Genomic DNA, 15,656 nt, shown 5'->3' with positions numbered 1-15,656 from the left:
GTATCACATGAAAGCCGTACCTAAAATAAATATAGATGGCCTCTATTTAGAGGACACGCTCGTGGACGATACCTTTAATGGTGTCGTCCCTTTTTATTCCTACATGGAACAAGGGATACTAGATTTTCAGTCCCGAACATTCGATGACGGTACACAACCAGAAGATGAACCAACAAACGAACCAGAATCCAATATCTCCGGCTACATCATCGGCATCCCTGTAACTCCCGGCTTATTCCGCCCGCGCTTTGATCTCGCAGCCTGGAATGCATACGAATTTGCTGTAAGCACAGCTCAAGATTCTTTCCAACAAGCTTTATCGGGATGGCACGCACTCCCGGAAGAGCAACGCGGCGACATGCCAGTTTTGGAGTCTCCACCTCAGCCAACACTTTGGATCGAAGGCTTAACCCCGGAAGAAATCGAGGAGCTAACCAGATCTCAGCCACAGGAACCCAATGAAGTGGATCGCTTAGGTTCTGAGATGGTTGCACGGGAGCTCGAGGCCATGGAGCTACGTCAGCAAAATGAGGCGCAGGGCGCTCAAATTGTGGGGCTTGAATTACGGTTGTTATCACTTGAGAAAAGCTGATCGAAAGGAGAGGAAGACGATGTTCGAGAACGATTTTGAACGCTTGAAGTATTACTATGAAAAGAAGTGGGCGCAGAAGCCTCAATTGAGACAATATGTTGCGTTTGGCGTGATCACTTCGGAAGAATATGAAGTCATCACTGGCGAGGCCTACTAAACGCTGCTTTGAATTACTCTACAGAAGACTTCAACGAAGAAGGCGGAATCATGCTGTAGAAGCGAAGCGTTCGCCTTTGTCCACGGATTTTAACCCTATCTATAAAGTTACAAGAAAATCTGGGGGCAACAGCGATCGGAAGCATGATCCGCAGGCGAAGTGGTGTACTGCCCAAAAGGTTTATCTCTGTTAAAGCAACTATGAATAGCTTCACTCCAAGCCCTCGGCTCCTCCGAGGGCTTTTTCACAACTTCAAAACCATATAAAGGAGGAACAATTATGTATGAGCACATCGGTCAGCTGTTTAAGATGCTGGCGGCGGGGACGGGGGCCGTGACAGGTTACGTCTGGGGCGGATGGTCGCTGCCGATGCATCTGTTGTTGTGGTTCGTGGTGATCGATTGGTTGACCGGATGGGGCGCGGCCTGGATGAACGGCGAGCTGCGCAGCCGTATTGGTTATACTGGGATTGCACGCAAAATGACCATTTTTCTCATCATCGCCCTGATGCATCTGGTGGACCGGGTGCTGGGGGAGATGAATTATTTTCAGAATACCGTGATCTTCTTCTATCTCGCGAATGAGCTGCTGTCTATTATTGAGAACGTTGGGAGAATGGGGGTACCGATCCCCCAGTCCCTGCGTAATGTGGTACAGGTATTCCAGATCAAATCCGAAGAAGGGGACAAGCAAACCGTACGAAAGGAGGAGAAAAAGGATGAAACCCTCTGAATTTATAGCCAAGCTGGCACCTATAGCCAATCAGGACATGCGTCAGTACGGGGTGCCTGCTTCGCTTACGCTTGCTCAGGCAATCCTGGAATCCAATTGGGGATTGAGCGGTCTAACGCAAAAAGCGAACAATCTGTTTGGCATCAAAGGAACGGGTCCCGCGGGAAGCGTCACCATGCAGACAACCGAATACCGGGGGCAGACGCCCTATACGACCAATGCCCAGTTTCGTAAGTACAACAGCTGGAATGAATCGGTTGCCGATCATACCCGGCTGATCTTGAACGGCACACGTGACAAGCCGCAGCGCTACCATGGCGTATTGTGGGCGGATTATAAAACGGCGGCGACCGAGATTTGGAGAGGGGGCTATGCCACAGACCCCAATTATCCGAAAAAGCTAATTTCCATTATGGAGCAGAACTCGCTCTATCAATATGATGTGCCTAGTCCAGAGGAGGAGGAATGTATGAAAATCGAACAATTAACGGCCGAGCTGCAAAAAACACAAGAGCAGATTCAGCAGATTAGCAAGCAATATGCTTCTGCGATGAAACTGCTAACGGAACAAAGCAATACCATTCAGCAGATGAACGTAAGGCTCAAGGCAGTTGAGACGGAGAAACCGGCGAAAGTTCCATCTTGGGCAGAACCGGCAGTACAAGCTGCACAGCAAGCAGAAGTATTGCATGATCCTAAGGGTAGCTACGATTTTTACCGAATCATGACCGTGCTGCATCGTTTGGGGACTTTCGATAGTCCGAGCAAGTGATACAAAAATTAACATGGCAGCTGCTCTCGCAAGTTCCATCTATATAATGAGGCGTTTTTTGAGCTGTGTTGAACAATAAAGCTGCCCAACCGTTTAGGACGGTATGGGCAGCTTTTGTTGTTTATATCAGTTAGTGTTTTGCTAGCGTCTTCATGCTCGATTATTCATTCCCGGAATGTGCTTTTATAGTGTGTTTGAGCCGTCTTTACTTTCTCGGCGCAAGTCACGTTCGCTTATTCCATGAACTCTGTGTCTGTGCATACATATTCATATTAAAAATTCACTACCTAAGTAAGCTCACTTCACCCTCACCGTCCCAACCGCCTGCGCTTGATTACCCGCATGGTCCGTAACGGTATAGGTCACCGTGTAGATTCGGCTCTGTCCACGCTCCGATTTCTCTGCCCGCAGCCGGAAATGGGTATCATGGGTACCGAACTCGGCATCTTGTATATTCGGTCCCCGGTCGCCCCCATCGCCTCGATTGTCTTTGCTTTCACTGTTACCCGTGTCCTTATCTTTACCGTTCACATTCTCCGATGCATCTCCGCCATGCCCCTTGCCGCCCGCACTCTCCACGGTAATGGAGGTTAGAGTGATTGATGCAACGCCAGAGCCTTCATCGCTAGATTCGAGGTCAGCGTAAATATCGATCATTTTGCGGTTTGGCGCCTTCAATACGGAAGGCGAGAGTGTAACCTTCAGCACCGGGGCGATTTTATCGATGTTCGATACGGTGGCCGTCATTGTCCCCTCGTTGCCATCCTCATCTGCATATTCGAAGGTAAATGAACCATTCTCGGTAAATTTGTAAGTTGGAGATCCGCCGTTATTGGTAACGGTAAACGGACGATTCGACACCAAGACTGCAACAACGTCTCGATTCGTCGGGGCCGTCGTGCTGTACTCCAGGCCCACGGTGAGATCGGTATACGTGACGCCAGGGGCTGCCGTAAAGTTCTCGCCGATATTGTCCAGCGTATTGCCGCTTAGTTTGATATTCTGGCCCGCCTTGAGCTGAATCCCGTTGCTGTTCCCGGTAATGGTATTGTTCAAAATCTGCACATTCTCCGGGTCTCCGGCTCCAATGCCGTCCGCGTTGGTGTCCCCGTTGTCATGCTCGAGCAGGATGCCCCAATAATGCTCGGCCGTGTTCTGACGGATCGTGTTGCCCTTGATTATCGTGCCCGGTCCGTTCAAAATATGGATGCCGGCAGCATCCGGAATGTCGACGGTATTTTCGATTCGGTTGTTCTCAATGATGGTATCCGGTGAGCCCATGGATACAACGATGCCTTGCCGCGCGTTGCGGATCGTGTTGTCGTGGATATAGTTTTGCGGGCCGGATTTACTATGATTGGTCGGTGCGGTCCCCCCGGTATTCCCGATGCCGATGCCGCCGCCATACGGCATGTCGGTGATCAGGTTATCGTGGATCTCGTTAAAATACTCCAGCTCCCCATGCAGATCAATCGCATCCAGCCGGACCCGGTGGAATTCATTGTGCCGGACCACATTGTTATGGGCTACATATTGAATGAGTGCCCCGTGACGAAGATAAGGCCCCTCGAAGGAAGAGTCCTCGACCAGATTCCACCTGGTATCATTGGCAAAACCGTTGCGGTCGACCTTCGGTACGCCTTGAATGGATACGCCGTATCCAGCACCGCCAGGTCCAAGATCCGTGGCATTTCGGAACGTGGTGTTGCGGACGACGATATCATGGCTGTTCTCGATGCGGACGCCCATGCGGCCGAATTTCTCGATCGTCACGCTGTCGATCGTGATGTTGTACGAAGGCGACTCGCCATAATTGGCGGCAATGATCATCATGTCAGGACCGCCGGCATCCGGATTGTTGATTCTGTGATCCGTCGTATATTGACCCTCCCAAGCAGATGTCAGCGTCAGGTTGGAGATGGTTAGATCATGCTGCTTGGCGGATCTCAGCATCGTACTGTTCCGAACCTTGTTCAGCGAGGTTTTCAGGATCGCGCCGTTCTGGCTCTCGCCCCGTAAATTAACCTCCGATTTCAGTGTCAGATTGGTCAAACCATCTGGAGCACTGTTTAAGTTGTACACGCCATTAGGGAAGAACACCTCGTCTCCCGGGAGCGCCTCATCAATTGCTCGCTGAATCGCTGGTCGATCGTCCGAGCCGTTGTCCGCAGGATTGGCTCCGTAATCGACTACGTTCAGCGTCCTTCCGGTTGCGGCAAAAGCCTGATGTACCGGATGGTCGCTGCCGTCCGCATTTTTCATGCCGGGAGCGGTAAAAGGAACCGTACCCTGCGGCGGCTGCGGTACAAAATCCGGTATTATCGCCACAGGCGTATCCCCGTTAGCAAAAGGCGGATAGATATGGACTTCCGTCAGACTCGTGTAGACACTGCCGTCCGAATTTCCGCGCCCAATCAGCTTCACGTAACGCGCGCTCGTATCCGGAACGTCAAAAGGCTGCATCGCGGTGGTGGTACCGCTGCTCGAACCGTTGAAGAGGGGAGACCAGGTTACTCCGTCATCGGAGGTTTCGATATCGATCTCCGTCGCCCGAGCGTCCCCTTTATAGAAGGCGATGCCCAGATAACCGATGTCCCGGGCCTCGCCCAGATCAAACATGATCCACGGACCGTCGCCGGCCGCTGACCAGCGGGTGTACAGATTTTGGTCCAAGGTATTATCCTCGATGTTGCCGTCGCTGCCGCTTGCCGTGACTGAGGCCACAGGCCAAGGCGCTAAGGGAGCACTAAGCGTCGTAACTGATAACGTCAGCGGAACCGGACTGACGTTTCCGGCGGCATCCACGGCCTCGACCTTATAGCTGTACTCCGTGTGCGGAGACAGTCCTTCCATTTCATAGCGGGTGATGTCGGAGCCCAGTTCCGTTACTTTGACGTCGTTTTGATAAATGTTATACTTTGCGACTAACTTGTTGTCTTCCGCCCTCGGCCATTCCAAATGCACATAATCTTCGCCAATGCTGCTAATGGACAGACGGCTTCCGTCCGGCCAGGACGGTGGCGTATTATCCTGACTGGAATCCACCAACTCGCTTACGACCAGCGCAGGTCTTGGATTGCTGGAGCCGTTGGCTTCCTTGGTATAGATATTGACGCTGACACCGGTATGGTTCGCATCTGCAAGGAGAAACGATACGCTGCCATTCGCAAGACAGCTGCGGACATAGTCCGTCACATCGACGCTGTACACCTCCGGGCGCCCGCTATTCTCGGCTTTTACCGTAAACGATCCCACATAAGCGGCCGGATCGAGGCTATTCGTGGGCGCATTATTCCAGGTCAGCTCGCTTTCGTTCCAAGCTATATTCTCGATCCCGTAGAGGGAGAGCTCCAGGTCCGTGTTGCTGGTGCCTTTTTTCGCGGCGACCTGGAATTCGTAGCGGTAGTCCGGATCGCTCAGGGTGGAAGCATCGAATTTGAAATAGACAACCTTTTTGTTGGTTGTACCGGACGATACGCTAAAAAGGCCAAGGCTTGTGCCTGTAGCGGAATTGATATTGGTGTCGGGTTTGGAACTGTCGATCAGGGCATCGTCCGAGGGCACCAAACGGCCAACCTCAACGGGGATGCCCGTAGAGGGACCGGTTGGGTCGGTGGGGTCCGTCGGATCAGGGGGCGTGTAGCCGTCTTTGTAGAGGATCGGCGTTGTTACTTCCAGGTTCTTCACGTGCTGATCCATGAAAGCCCAAGCTTCCGCATCTGCGGTTGACTTGGCTTCTCCGGTAAAACCATGACCCTGGCCGGGCACGATCTCAAAATCCACGACCGGAACACCGGCGCTTGTCAATTGATCTGCGAATGTCACGCTGTCGGTGTAAGGAATGGTGGCGTCCGCGTCACCATGCCGGATCCAGAACGGCGGATCATCGGGAGTGGCATACGTCCCCGGCATGGCAAGCCGAGCCTCAATCGGGACGGACAGGGCGTTATGCCCACCGAGCAGCTTTGTGACCGAGCTGTAGCGGTCGGCAAAATCGGTCGTGAAGTCTGCCGGTCCGTACCAGTCCACCACCGCCTGAACCTTGGTGGAGTATTCCGGCCAGCCTCCTGCGCCTTCGATATCGGGAAGATGAACGGTATCCCCAGTATCTAGCGTGACCGTATCCTCCATGGTCAGGTCTCCGGTCGTTCCAAGCAGGGAAGCGAGATGCCCTCCCGCCGAAGTGCCCCAAACGCCGATCCGGCTTGGATCGATGTGGTATTGCTCGGCATGGGCACGCAGATACCGAATGGCCAGCTTCACGTCTTGAATCTGGGCCGGGTAAGGCGCTTCGGGGGTTAGCCGGTAGCTTAAGGAAACGCCGATGTACCCGCGTTTAAGGACATAGTTGCAGATGCTGCCGAGAGCGTTTTTGCGGTCGCCTTTATTCCAGCCTCCGCCGTGAATGTAGATCATGACCGGCATAGGCTCGGCTGGCGGAGTGCTCGGAACGGCGATGGATGTGAAAAGATCCCGGTCGCCGGCTTTGCCGATCAAAACGTCCTCATAGAGGGTTACGCCTTCCGGCGCAGGGTATGGGCCCGTTTCGGTCGGCGGGGGTTCAGGCACAGGATCGATCGCAGGCGGAATGCCCGGTATGGCCTGACCGGACAGCGAGACGCTGTCGATATACATATTGGCGTTCATCGGATCACCTACCCGGAACTGGATTCGCACGTTCGGATTGCTGCTGGCTTCCGGCGGCAGCGTCCAGGTTTTCATCGTGTTGGATTCGCTGCGAGGCGCTTCGGGCGTTCCCGGGGCAAGTTTGAAATCCTCCAGTATGCTCCAGGTCGCTCCGTCGTCGCCCGACCACTCGGCAACAATGCTTCCGCTGACATAGGATGAGGCTCTCGTATAATAACTCAGCTTAATGTTGCCATAACCCGTCGTATTGACGCGCAGATAGACGGAATCGGTCACGTCGATTTTCATGAGGTTCGGCGTGGACGGCGCGCTGCTGGATACGGAGGTTTTGGCTTTACTCTCGCCATCCCCGGTCTGAACCCAAGGCAGCGGGATGACGATGCCGCCCGTGGTTCCGTAGCGGTCCGAATCAAAGTTATCGGAGAAGAAGAGAATATCTGGCCCTTCTGGTTCCGGCAGGGGATCGGAATCCGAGGCAACAGATTCATCCGTAAGATCGAATTCTGAAACCGATTGTGCAGATACAACAGGAAGCTGCCCTGGGGATGCCATGACGCTTATGGTGATTAGCAGGCAGAGGATCAGGCATGAGATTCGGTTAAGTGTCTTCTTCAACGTTCCATCCCTCGCTTTTCAATTTGTGATTGAAGCGTGTTTAAGAAAACCCGAGGAGTAGGCGCTTGACTGCCCCCCGGGCATAAGAAGCCTAATGAATGTTAGAGGTGCATGTGGGTATAGGAGAAGAAGATGGCTTTAACATGGTCGGACTGATTCGGGGTGGTATCGGATTTGCTTTATGACTCTTATGGAATATCATTTCCCTCCTTTCCGTGGCGCGCTTCAAGAAGTGAATGACAGCGCTTACCTAACAACGTATCAAGAATGCAAGCATAGGTCTTGTGTTAATCCTATAAGCGCTTGGCGTTTTTGCATAATGGACATAATGGAAGATTCATTGACGTTTATACCCTCCCGAGGGTGTAAAAATAGGGCCGTAGAGACTGGAGTCCATCTTTGTATGATTTGCTCCACCCATCGCCTTGGCGGGAATATCGTGCTCAGCAGATAGCGGATGACACAATTCGGGTATACAAGGAGGAACGGGTTTTACTTAGGAATCATATTTTTCTTCAGCTGCCGGATGGCATATAATCTAAAGAACGAACGGTTCCGAATCGACCCTATACAGATAAAACAGGAGTGGGATAAATGACACTGAATGAGCTTAGAGAGCATCGCCAATACCCGGAGCAAACGAAGTCGGATGCTTCACGCGCGGTATACGAGCGGGATTATTCGCGCCTGATCCATTCGCCGACTTTCCGCCGGCTGCAAGGAAAATCACAGGTATTCGGTGCTGGCACCGGCGATTACTATCGGACGCGCTTAACGCATTCGCTCGAGGTGGCGCAGATTGCGCGCGAAGCGGCACGGAGTTTGAGCCGCCATTATCCCGAAGTGATGCCGGACCAGGCGGAGAACGCAGGGCTGATGATTGATCCCGAGGTGGTGGAATGCGCGGCGATCGCCCATGATTTTGGGCATCCTCCATTCGGCCATAAGGGCGAAGAGGTGCTGCAGGGCATTCTGGAGAAGCTCATTGACCGCAGAACCGAGAAGGAGTTGACGCGTCAGCCGGGTACGCCGACGCCGGAGCAGGCTGCCGAGGTACAGCAGGCGATGCGACGTAAATATGAGCATTTTGAAGGGAATGCGCACAATTTTCGGCTGATCATGTTTTTGGAGAAAAGAGAGAATGTCAACGGACTCAATCTGTCCGATGCGGTGCTGCTTGGCATCAATAAATATCCGTTCTCCGGGTTGGATAATCATAAAGGGATGTACCGGCATGAATGGGAATACATCTCCCAGATTCGGAAGGAGTGGCAAATTCCCGGCACGCATCGAACGCTCGAAGCGCAGCTGATGGATCTTTGCGATGACATCGCCTACTCCGCGCATGATCTGGAGGATGGCATCAAAGCCGGGAAGATCGAGGTGCATGAACACTTTTTGCGAGATAGTCACCTGAACAAACTGATCGTGCAGAAGATCATGACGCTGGAAGACGAGGTATGGAAGGGATGGACCAAAGAGCAGATTCATCCGAAGGTGGAAACGGTGCTGGATGAGTTTCTGAAAATCTGGAACGAGAAAATGCCGACCTGCGAGAATGACTATTCCCGTACCCGGCGGGAGGTCAAGGCCTACTGGGTCAGCCTGTTTGTAGGCAGCTTGGGCGTGATTACGAACGGAGATTGGAAAAAGGTGACGTTTGTCAAAGACGGCGTGGAAGACGAGGATATGCTGCGTACGGTCAGCGTCCTGAAGAGTTTCGCCTGGGTGACTATGATTCGCGACCTGCGGGTTCAGCGTCTGCAGAAGCGCAGCGAATGGATCATCAAGCGCTTGTGGGATGCTTTTCTGGATCCTGTTGCGTCAACGGCGATTATTCCGTCCGACTGGCTTCAGCGTTATGAGGCGGATCAGAAGCGGGCCCAGCCGATCTGGACGTGGGAGCATATGGTGATTGATTATATCGCAGGGATGACGGACGCTTTTGCCGAGAAAATCTATAACGAGTTATATGGACTCAAGGTAGGTTCGATCTATGATTTGGATTAGGATCGGCGGAAAAAGGGGGATGGCATGAATAGCCAATTGAAACTGAGCGTGCTTGACCTGGTTCCGCGTTTGGGAGAGAGCTCGTTCGAAGAAGCGTTGCAGCAAGCGGTGATACTGGCACAAAAAGTGGAAGCATGGGGCTACGGGCGCTACTGGGCGGCAGAGCACCATGATCTCGAGCATCTGTCCTGTGCATCGCCCGAGATTTTGCTGTCTCATATCGGTGCCAGGACAACGCGCATCCGGCTCGGCTCCGGGGCCGTGCTGCTGCCCCACTACAGCCCGCTAAAGGTGGCGGAGAATTTCCGCATGCTGGCAGCGCTGTATCCCGGACGCATCGATCTCGGGATCGGGCGGGCGCCGGGAGGTTCAGCTCATACGAGTTTGGCGCTTAGCGGAAATTTCCTGGGTCATGTGGCGGATTTGCCGCAGCGGATTCGGGCTTTGACCGAACTGCTGGAGGATCGGTATCGCTATGAAGACGTGCCGGTAGCAGCGAAACCGGTCTCCGCAACTCCGCCCGTGATGTGGATGCTCGGCACGAACACGAAGAGTGCGGGGTATGCGGCCGAATTCGGGACGGGTTATGTATTCGGACAGTTTATGAGCGATACGGACGGGGCGGAAGTTCTCCATTCTTACAGGGAAGCTTTTGAGCCAAGCGCTCATCTGCAAGAACCGTGCACGATGGTGGCGGTAAGTGTGGTTTGCGCGGAAACGGAGGAACAGGCAAAGAAGCTTGCAATGCAAATTCCCCGACCAGGGCAGCGCACCATGCCCACGGAACCGTCAGGTTCCGATTCGTCAGGCCCATCCCAGCGGCTTATCATCGGTACGCCAGCAAGTGTGCGAAACAGACTGCAGCATATGGCAGAGCAGTACGGGTGTGACGAATTCCTGATCGTCACGCCGGTAAGTGATTACAATGCACGGCTGGAATCCTATCGGCTGTTAATGGAGCAGTAGTTCAACTGCTGCACATATATAATAGAAGAGAGACGAAAAAAATGATAAATACGAACGAGTATGACATTACCTTTGCTCCGTCTTCCACAAGCGGTGAGCCATCGTTTTTTTACACTTATGCCTGTCATGAAACGGAGCGGGAGCTGTGCTTGATGGAGCTGACGGAGCTATTCGGTCATGAGCCTGACGGCGAGGAGTGGCTGGAAAGCGAGTTATGGGTTGATCCGGATCGGAGCCCGTTCTTATCGGCCTGCATCGATGTCAGGATAACTGGAGAATCCATCGAACGAATCGCCGAGCAAGCAGGCAACATTCACCTTAATAATGCAACCTTCAAAGTTGTCTGTCTCAAGGCGGGGGATCGATTCAGTTATGAACAATCCCGCGGGTATGAACGGATGGTAGGCCGCCAAATAACAGGAACCGCACAGATGAAAGCTCCGGATGTCGCGCTCGGTATGGTGTCCACAGGCGGCATCTGGAGATTGGGAATCCTTCATGAACCTGAACGCGCATGGCTGAATCATAAACAGAAGCCGCAAAATTACTCTACAGGCCTCAGCTCGCGGATCGCGAGGGCACTGGTCAACCTGGCAGTTCCTCGATTAAGCGGAGTCACGCTCCTGGATCCCTGCTGCGGCATGGGGAATGTATTGATCGAGGCGTTCTCGATGGGCATCGCGGCCGAGGGTCGTGACATCAATCCGCTTGCCATTCGGGGAGCGAGGGTGAATCTGAGGCACTACGGTTATGATGATAACAAAGTTGCCATTCAGGATATGAATACATTGCAAGGGCATTATGATGCCGCGATCCTGGACCTGCCGTATAATCTGTGTTCCGTTTTTCCGGAGGAAGAGAAGTTGCAGATGCTGCAAAGCTTACGTCGGTTGTCAGATCGAGCTGTCATCGTCAGCACAGAGCCATTACGCGAGCAGCTGATGAATACGGGCTGGAAGGTCTTGGGTCATTGCACGACCCGCAAGGGGAGTTTTGTAAGAGATATTTGGTTGTGCGAATAAACGGCTACCCGATTTATTCGGCAGGATCAAATCGATACTTTTCCAAATCAATGATACCTTTGGGATTGACGACAACGCCTTCGTCCTGGAGATACAACTCCTGCATGAGCCTGGATTCATCGTCCTTGATGGCGATTTCTCCTTTAGCGTTGACGACGCGGTGCCAAGGCAGCTTGTGAATGTGACTGAGGGTGTGAAGTATTCTGACGACCTGACGGGCGCCCCTTGGACTGCCAGCCAGTCTGGCCACTTGTCCATACGTCATGACATATCCTTCCGGAATGCTTCGGATCACTTCAATTACACGTTCCGTATACGGTTGCATCGATTCTCTCTCCCATTGCCGATAAAAGTAGTGAAAAATAAAAAGGGGCGTCCCGGAAGGTGTGAAAATGAAAACCTCGGGACGTTCCTTTTGTAGTATAGATCTTGTGGTCTTTGTTGCAAGATTTTAGCTCCTTTTGAGAGCAGGATTAAAGCTGTATTCAAGAATTTGTTACCTGGTCTTAGTATGACTTGCTATAGTCTATTACATTTCGGGACAGCGGCTTACCGCTTACATAGCTCTGTAAATTTTCCAGGAAAATATCCACGGCACGCTCGCCGTAGCGATCCGTATCGCCCGCCATATGAGGGGTCATGATGACGTTGTCCATGGTCCACAGCGGATGGTCTGACGGAAGCGGTTCTTCCTCGAACACATCCAGTCCCGCACCCGCCAATGACCCGGATTGAAGTGCCTGAATCATGTCTTCGGTTACTACGGTTTGACCCCGGCCTACGTTAACGAAAAAGGCGGAGTCCTTCATCGCCGAGAATCTTACTTTATTGAACAGTCCACGGGTATCATCGGTGAGCGGGAGGATGTTCACGATATAATCGCCTTCAGCCAGCGCTTCATCGAGCTGATCGACCTTATACATCGCTTCCACATAAGGATCGGACTTGCCGGAATGACGGACCCCGACGGTCCGCATACCGAACGCTTGGGCCACGCGCGCCGTATGACTGCCGATCTGGCCGACGCCGACGATGACGATGGTTTTGCCTGCCAATTCCGTGAACGTGCCGGACGTATCCCATTTGTTGTTCGATTGCTGTCGAATGGCGAGATGAAGGTTGCGCGTGTAGGCCAGCATCATCGCAAAAACATGCTCCGTGATTGGAACGCTATGTACGCCGCTGGCATTGGTAAGCTGAATGTCCTTTTCTTCGAGCTCTTTGAGCGGCATTTTATCCACACCGGCTGACCATGCTTGAATCCATTTCAGTTTGCTGTCGGCAAACAATATATCCTCCTGTATGGAGCGTGACCAGCCGATCATGATTTCGGCATCCTGAACGATGCTTGGCGTAAGCTCTTTCGCTTTTGTGACCAGCAGCTCGTAGTTGGGGGCGATATCCTTGATTTTTTGCTGTTGTTCGGTGGTTAAGTCGTGTATGGCAACGATTTTCGGCATGGTGCTACCTCCTAAGGAATGTGATATAAACCAGAATAAAAGCGTAACGCTCTTTGGGAACATATTATCAGAAATCATAACTTTGCGCATGGACGAACTATCGAGATTGGTAAATTTGTACATGAATTATTGTCCGTTTTATGGTAAATTGAAGCTTCATCATATTTTTAGGCGAATTTGATGTACCCTCATACTATTTTCAGGTAATATTGCTCAAACTATAAACGAACCGTGAAAACATGGTGCTTATAGCAGCCGGTTGGCTGCTTAGGATAAAAGAGGATTGGAAGGAAGTGTCTTAGTTGAGCCATTCGGCTGAGGGAGCTATGGATCGTTTATTTGTTGCCGTACATCTGCCTTCCGAGGTGTCTTCCCGGATTCAGGATTGGACGGAAACATTGAGGGAGCAAGTGAATTTCAAAAAATGGGTTCATCCGCAGGATTACCACATTACCTTACAGTTTCTAGGCGATACGCCGTCAAATCGCATAGCGGAGCTTACAGCGGCGCTGCAGGAAGTCGCCAAGGAGCATAAGCCCTTCAGGCTTGGCCTTTATGATGCCGGCGTGTTCGGGGCAAGCGCCTCGCCAAGAATTTTATGGGCGGGAGTCGGCGGGGATTTGAATGCTCTGTCTCAGCTTCAGCAATCGGTGGTATCGAGGATGGAGGCTTTCGGATTTGTGCCGGAGGAGCGACCGTTTCGTCCGCATATTACGATTGGCCGAAAATTTCAAGGGAATCAAAAATTTTCATTGGATGTTATCGGAACAGGACCCAAACCCATCCAGTGGGAAGTGCAGCAACTCGTTCTTTTTCGAACCAATTTGCATGCAAGTCCGATGTACGAAACAGTAGGTGTGGCGCGGCTTTCGACATTTTTCTGAAATTGAAAATAGAATGTTCATAAAATTACCATGTTTTCAACGCCTAAAAATGTGGTTACATAGTGTAGGAATGTGCCGACATCATAGGAGGAAAAATATGGTTATGAAAGTGATACGGCAAAATCGCTGGGTTGCGCTGCTCATCGGAGCGCTCTTTGTGAGTTTGTCTCTTATAAGTTTACTTGGAATGCAGACCGAAGCAACGGAAGGGGAAGAACAGCAGCTGGATATGCCGAAGTTTGTGACGGCTGCCCCGGCTCCTGTCAACGACCCTGATCTCTTCGTAAAAGACGCGAGTACCAGGCAGGATAGGGAACCTGTCAATATTTTGTCTTCAATTGTTTTCCAAGAGTGGAATAAGCCGGGGAGCAAGAGTCATGCTTTTTCAAGCGCAAAAGGCATAGTTTTGGCTGAAAACGGATACTGGAACTCGCGACAAGTATTGAAGACTGCAGATGAGAAAAAGAAACCATCGAAATCTCAGACTGCGGACGGGAAACCGGCAAAACAAAAGGGGACGCATGTCGTCAAATCTCAGACTGAAAGCTTATCACCCCCCACAACTTTATTCTTCACAAGAACAAATACGTTAACCCAGGATCAGAAAGCCAAAGCGACCTGGACCTATGATTTGTCAGCTGAAGAACTGCTTCTGCTCCAGAAGATTGTCATGGCAGAGGCGGAAGGCGAACCGTACGAAGGCAAAGTAGCAGTTGCTAACGTTGTCTTAAACCGGCTGCGGTCAGCTAATTTTCCCGATACCATTACCGATGTCATCTATCAAAAACACCAATTTAGTCCTGTAGCGAACGGGCGTCTTAAACGTGTCAAGCCGAACAAAGAGACGATTAAATCCGTGAATGCGGCACTTCATGGCCAAAAAGAGGTAAAGGACGATACGTACTTTTTCCTGTCTTTGAAGCTGGCTCAGGATCTGACGGTACACCATTCAAGAACGTTCGTTAAAAAAATAGGGAATCACTCTTTTTACAAGTAGTGCCCGTATGGGTAAACTAGTATGTAGGAGGTGTGTTTAAGCATGAATATTACGTATTACGGCCATTCTAGCATTTTGGTGGAAGAAGGCGGAGTTCGTGTGATCATCGACCCGCTGCTATCAGGGAATCCAGGCTCCGGGATCGAGCCCAAAGACGTAAAGGTGGATGCGGTTGTCCTGACGCATGGGCACTCCGATCATTTTGGCGATTGCATCGAGATTGCGAAGCAGAATGATTGCCCGATTATCGCAGTCTATGAACTCGCCGTGTATTGCGGCAGCCTGGGTGCCAAATCCCATGGGATGAACATCGGCGGAAGCGCGCAATTCGATGGCTTTAAGGTGAAGTTTACCCCAGCCTTTCATTCTTCATCCATTTCGGTAGGGGACACCTGGATCTATGCAGGGCAGCCTGGTGGCGTCATTCTGACGATGGGCGGCAAAACATTCTATCATGCAGGCGATACGAGTTTGTTTGGCGATATGCGCTTAATCGGAGAGATGAACCAAATTGATGCAGCTGCGCTGCCGATTGGGGATTTATTGACGATGGGGCCACAGGACGCCCTGTTGGCCGCACAGTGGATTCGTGCGAAGCATGTCATCCCAGTCCATTATGACACGTTCCCGGGCATTAAACAGGACGCTGGGGCCTTTTGCGGCGAACTAGCCAAAACAGGCATTCAGGGTCATCCATTGAAGGCTGGAGAAACGTTGGAAATATAGATGGATTGTTCATGGAAAAAGCTTCCCTGTCGCGAAGACAGGGAAGCTTTTTTTGGGGTAAAAGTTCAAAAGCGGG

General features: G+C 51.8%; 13 protein-coding genes. 10 read left to right on the top strand and 3 right to left on the bottom strand.

Going from position 1 to position 15,656, the window contains the following annotated elements; all coding sequences use genetic code 11:
* Positions 1 to 7 precede the first annotated feature (7 nt).
* From MKY48_RS28085 to MKY48_RS28070, 4 genes are all read left to right on the top strand, one after another.
* Positions 8 to 592, top strand: a complete 585-nt coding sequence (locus MKY48_RS28085; protein ID WP_339267855.1) for a hypothetical protein — start codon at positions 8 to 10, stop codon at positions 590 to 592.
* A 19-nt stretch (positions 593 to 611) separates the two neighbouring features.
* Complete coding sequence (locus MKY48_RS28080; RefSeq protein ID WP_076324751.1) at positions 612 to 749, top strand: XkdX family protein; 138 nt, start codon at positions 612 to 614, stop codon at positions 747 to 749.
* 279 nt (positions 750 to 1,028) lie between these two features.
* Positions 1,029 to 1,481, top strand: a complete 453-nt coding sequence (locus MKY48_RS28075) for a phage holin family protein (protein ID WP_339267853.1) — start codon at positions 1,029 to 1,031, stop codon at positions 1,479 to 1,481.
* Positions 1,468 to 2,253, top strand: a complete 786-nt coding sequence (locus MKY48_RS28070) for a glycoside hydrolase family 73 protein (protein ID WP_339267851.1) — start codon at positions 1,468 to 1,470, stop codon at positions 2,251 to 2,253. Before MKY48_RS28075 ends, MKY48_RS28070 begins: the two co-directional genes overlap by 14 nt.
* Positions 2,254 to 2,550: 297 nt before the next feature.
* Here MKY48_RS28070 and MKY48_RS28065 read toward each other — a convergent pair whose 3' ends face one another.
* The gene (locus MKY48_RS28065) at positions 2,551 to 7,515 is read right to left on the bottom strand and encodes a right-handed parallel beta-helix repeat-containing protein (RefSeq protein ID WP_339267849.1); all 4,965 of its coding nucleotides are present in this window, start codon (positions 7,513 to 7,515) and stop codon (positions 2,551 to 2,553) included.
* Between the two features lie 594 nt (positions 7,516 to 8,109).
* On the opposite strand from MKY48_RS28065, the gene dgt reads away from it, so the two are divergent.
* The 3 genes from dgt to MKY48_RS28050 are packed head-to-tail and all read left to right on the top strand — an operon-like array spanning position 8,110 to position 11,513.
* The gene (gene dgt / locus MKY48_RS28060) at positions 8,110 to 9,525 is read left to right on the top strand and encodes a dGTP triphosphohydrolase (RefSeq protein ID WP_339267848.1); all 1,416 of its coding nucleotides are present in this window, start codon (positions 8,110 to 8,112) and stop codon (positions 9,523 to 9,525) included.
* Between the two features lie 24 nt (positions 9,526 to 9,549).
* Positions 9,550 to 10,491 carry an LLM class flavin-dependent oxidoreductase gene (locus MKY48_RS28055; RefSeq protein WP_339267846.1) on the top strand — a complete coding sequence of 314 codons (942 nt, stop codon included), beginning with the start codon at positions 9,550 to 9,552 and terminating at the stop codon, positions 10,489 to 10,491.
* A gap of 41 nt (positions 10,492 to 10,532) precedes the next feature.
* Complete coding sequence (locus MKY48_RS28050) at positions 10,533 to 11,513, top strand: methyltransferase domain-containing protein (RefSeq protein ID WP_339267845.1); 981 nt, start codon at positions 10,533 to 10,535, stop codon at positions 11,511 to 11,513.
* Between the two features lie 13 nt (positions 11,514 to 11,526).
* On the opposite strand, the gene MKY48_RS28045 is transcribed toward MKY48_RS28050, so the two are convergent.
* Both MKY48_RS28045 and MKY48_RS28040 read right to left on the bottom strand, forming a co-directional pair.
* Positions 11,527 to 11,838: an MGMT family protein gene (locus MKY48_RS28045; protein ID WP_076324744.1), complete on the bottom strand. Its 312-nt coding sequence runs from the start codon at positions 11,836 to 11,838 to the stop codon at positions 11,527 to 11,529.
* Positions 11,839 to 12,019: 181 nt separating this feature from the next.
* Entirely contained in the window at positions 12,020 to 12,973 is a 954-nt protein-coding gene (locus tag MKY48_RS28040; protein ID WP_339267843.1) for a D-2-hydroxyacid dehydrogenase, read from the bottom strand.
* Positions 12,974 to 13,275: 302 nt separating this feature from the next.
* Between MKY48_RS28040 and thpR the strand changes: the two genes are divergently transcribed.
* From thpR to MKY48_RS28025, 3 genes are all read left to right on the top strand, one after another.
* Positions 13,276 to 13,857, top strand: coding sequence for an RNA 2',3'-cyclic phosphodiesterase (thpR, locus tag MKY48_RS28035; protein ID WP_202619008.1), 582 nt, complete (start codon positions 13,276 to 13,278; stop codon positions 13,855 to 13,857).
* Positions 13,858 to 13,954: 97 nt separating this feature from the next.
* Entirely contained in the window at positions 13,955 to 14,854 is a 900-nt protein-coding gene (locus tag MKY48_RS28030) for a cell wall hydrolase (RefSeq protein ID WP_339267840.1), read from the top strand.
* Positions 14,855 to 14,896: 42 nt separating this feature from the next.
* Positions 14,897 to 15,580, top strand: coding sequence for a metal-dependent hydrolase (locus tag MKY48_RS28025; protein WP_076324741.1), 684 nt, complete (start codon positions 14,897 to 14,899; stop codon positions 15,578 to 15,580).
* The last annotated feature ends 76 nt before the right edge of the window (positions 15,581 to 15,656 follow it).

The organism is Paenibacillus sp. FSL W8-0187 (genome assembly GCF_037969755.1).
In the GTDB taxonomy this organism is placed as follows: Bacteria; Bacillota; Bacilli; order Paenibacillales; family Paenibacillaceae; genus Paenibacillus_AQ.
The sequence above is the reverse complement of the archived record's forward strand: the minus strand, read 5'-3'. Positions and strand labels throughout refer to the sequence as shown.

Excerpts from the sequence above, each read along its gene's own strand:
- MKY48_RS28085 (WP_339267855.1), top strand. The coding sequence starts at position 8 with ATGAAAGCCGTACCTAAAATAAATATAGATGGCCTCTATTTAGAGGAC.
- MKY48_RS28080 (WP_076324751.1), top strand. The coding sequence starts at position 612 with ATGTTCGAGAACGATTTTGAACGCTTGAAGTATTACTATGAAAAGAAG.
- MKY48_RS28075 (WP_339267853.1), top strand. The coding sequence starts at position 1,029 with ATGTATGAGCACATCGGTCAGCTGTTTAAGATGCTGGCGGCGGGGACG.
- MKY48_RS28070 (WP_339267851.1), top strand. The coding sequence starts at position 1,468 with ATGAAACCCTCTGAATTTATAGCCAAGCTGGCACCTATAGCCAATCAG.
- dgt (WP_339267848.1), top strand. The coding sequence starts at position 8,110 with ATGACACTGAATGAGCTTAGAGAGCATCGCCAATACCCGGAGCAAACG.
- MKY48_RS28055 (WP_339267846.1), top strand. The coding sequence starts at position 9,550 with ATGAATAGCCAATTGAAACTGAGCGTGCTTGACCTGGTTCCGCGTTTG.
- MKY48_RS28050 (WP_339267845.1), top strand. The coding sequence starts at position 10,533 with ATGATAAATACGAACGAGTATGACATTACCTTTGCTCCGTCTTCCACA.
- MKY48_RS28045 (WP_076324744.1), bottom strand. The coding sequence starts at position 11,838 with ATGCAACCGTATACGGAACGTGTAATTGAAGTGATCCGAAGCATTCCG.
- MKY48_RS28040 (WP_339267843.1), bottom strand. The coding sequence starts at position 12,973 with ATGCCGAAAATCGTTGCCATACACGACTTAACCACCGAACAACAGCAA.
- MKY48_RS28030 (WP_339267840.1), top strand. The coding sequence starts at position 13,955 with ATGGTTATGAAAGTGATACGGCAAAATCGCTGGGTTGCGCTGCTCATC.
- MKY48_RS28025 (WP_076324741.1), top strand. The coding sequence starts at position 14,897 with ATGAATATTACGTATTACGGCCATTCTAGCATTTTGGTGGAAGAAGGC.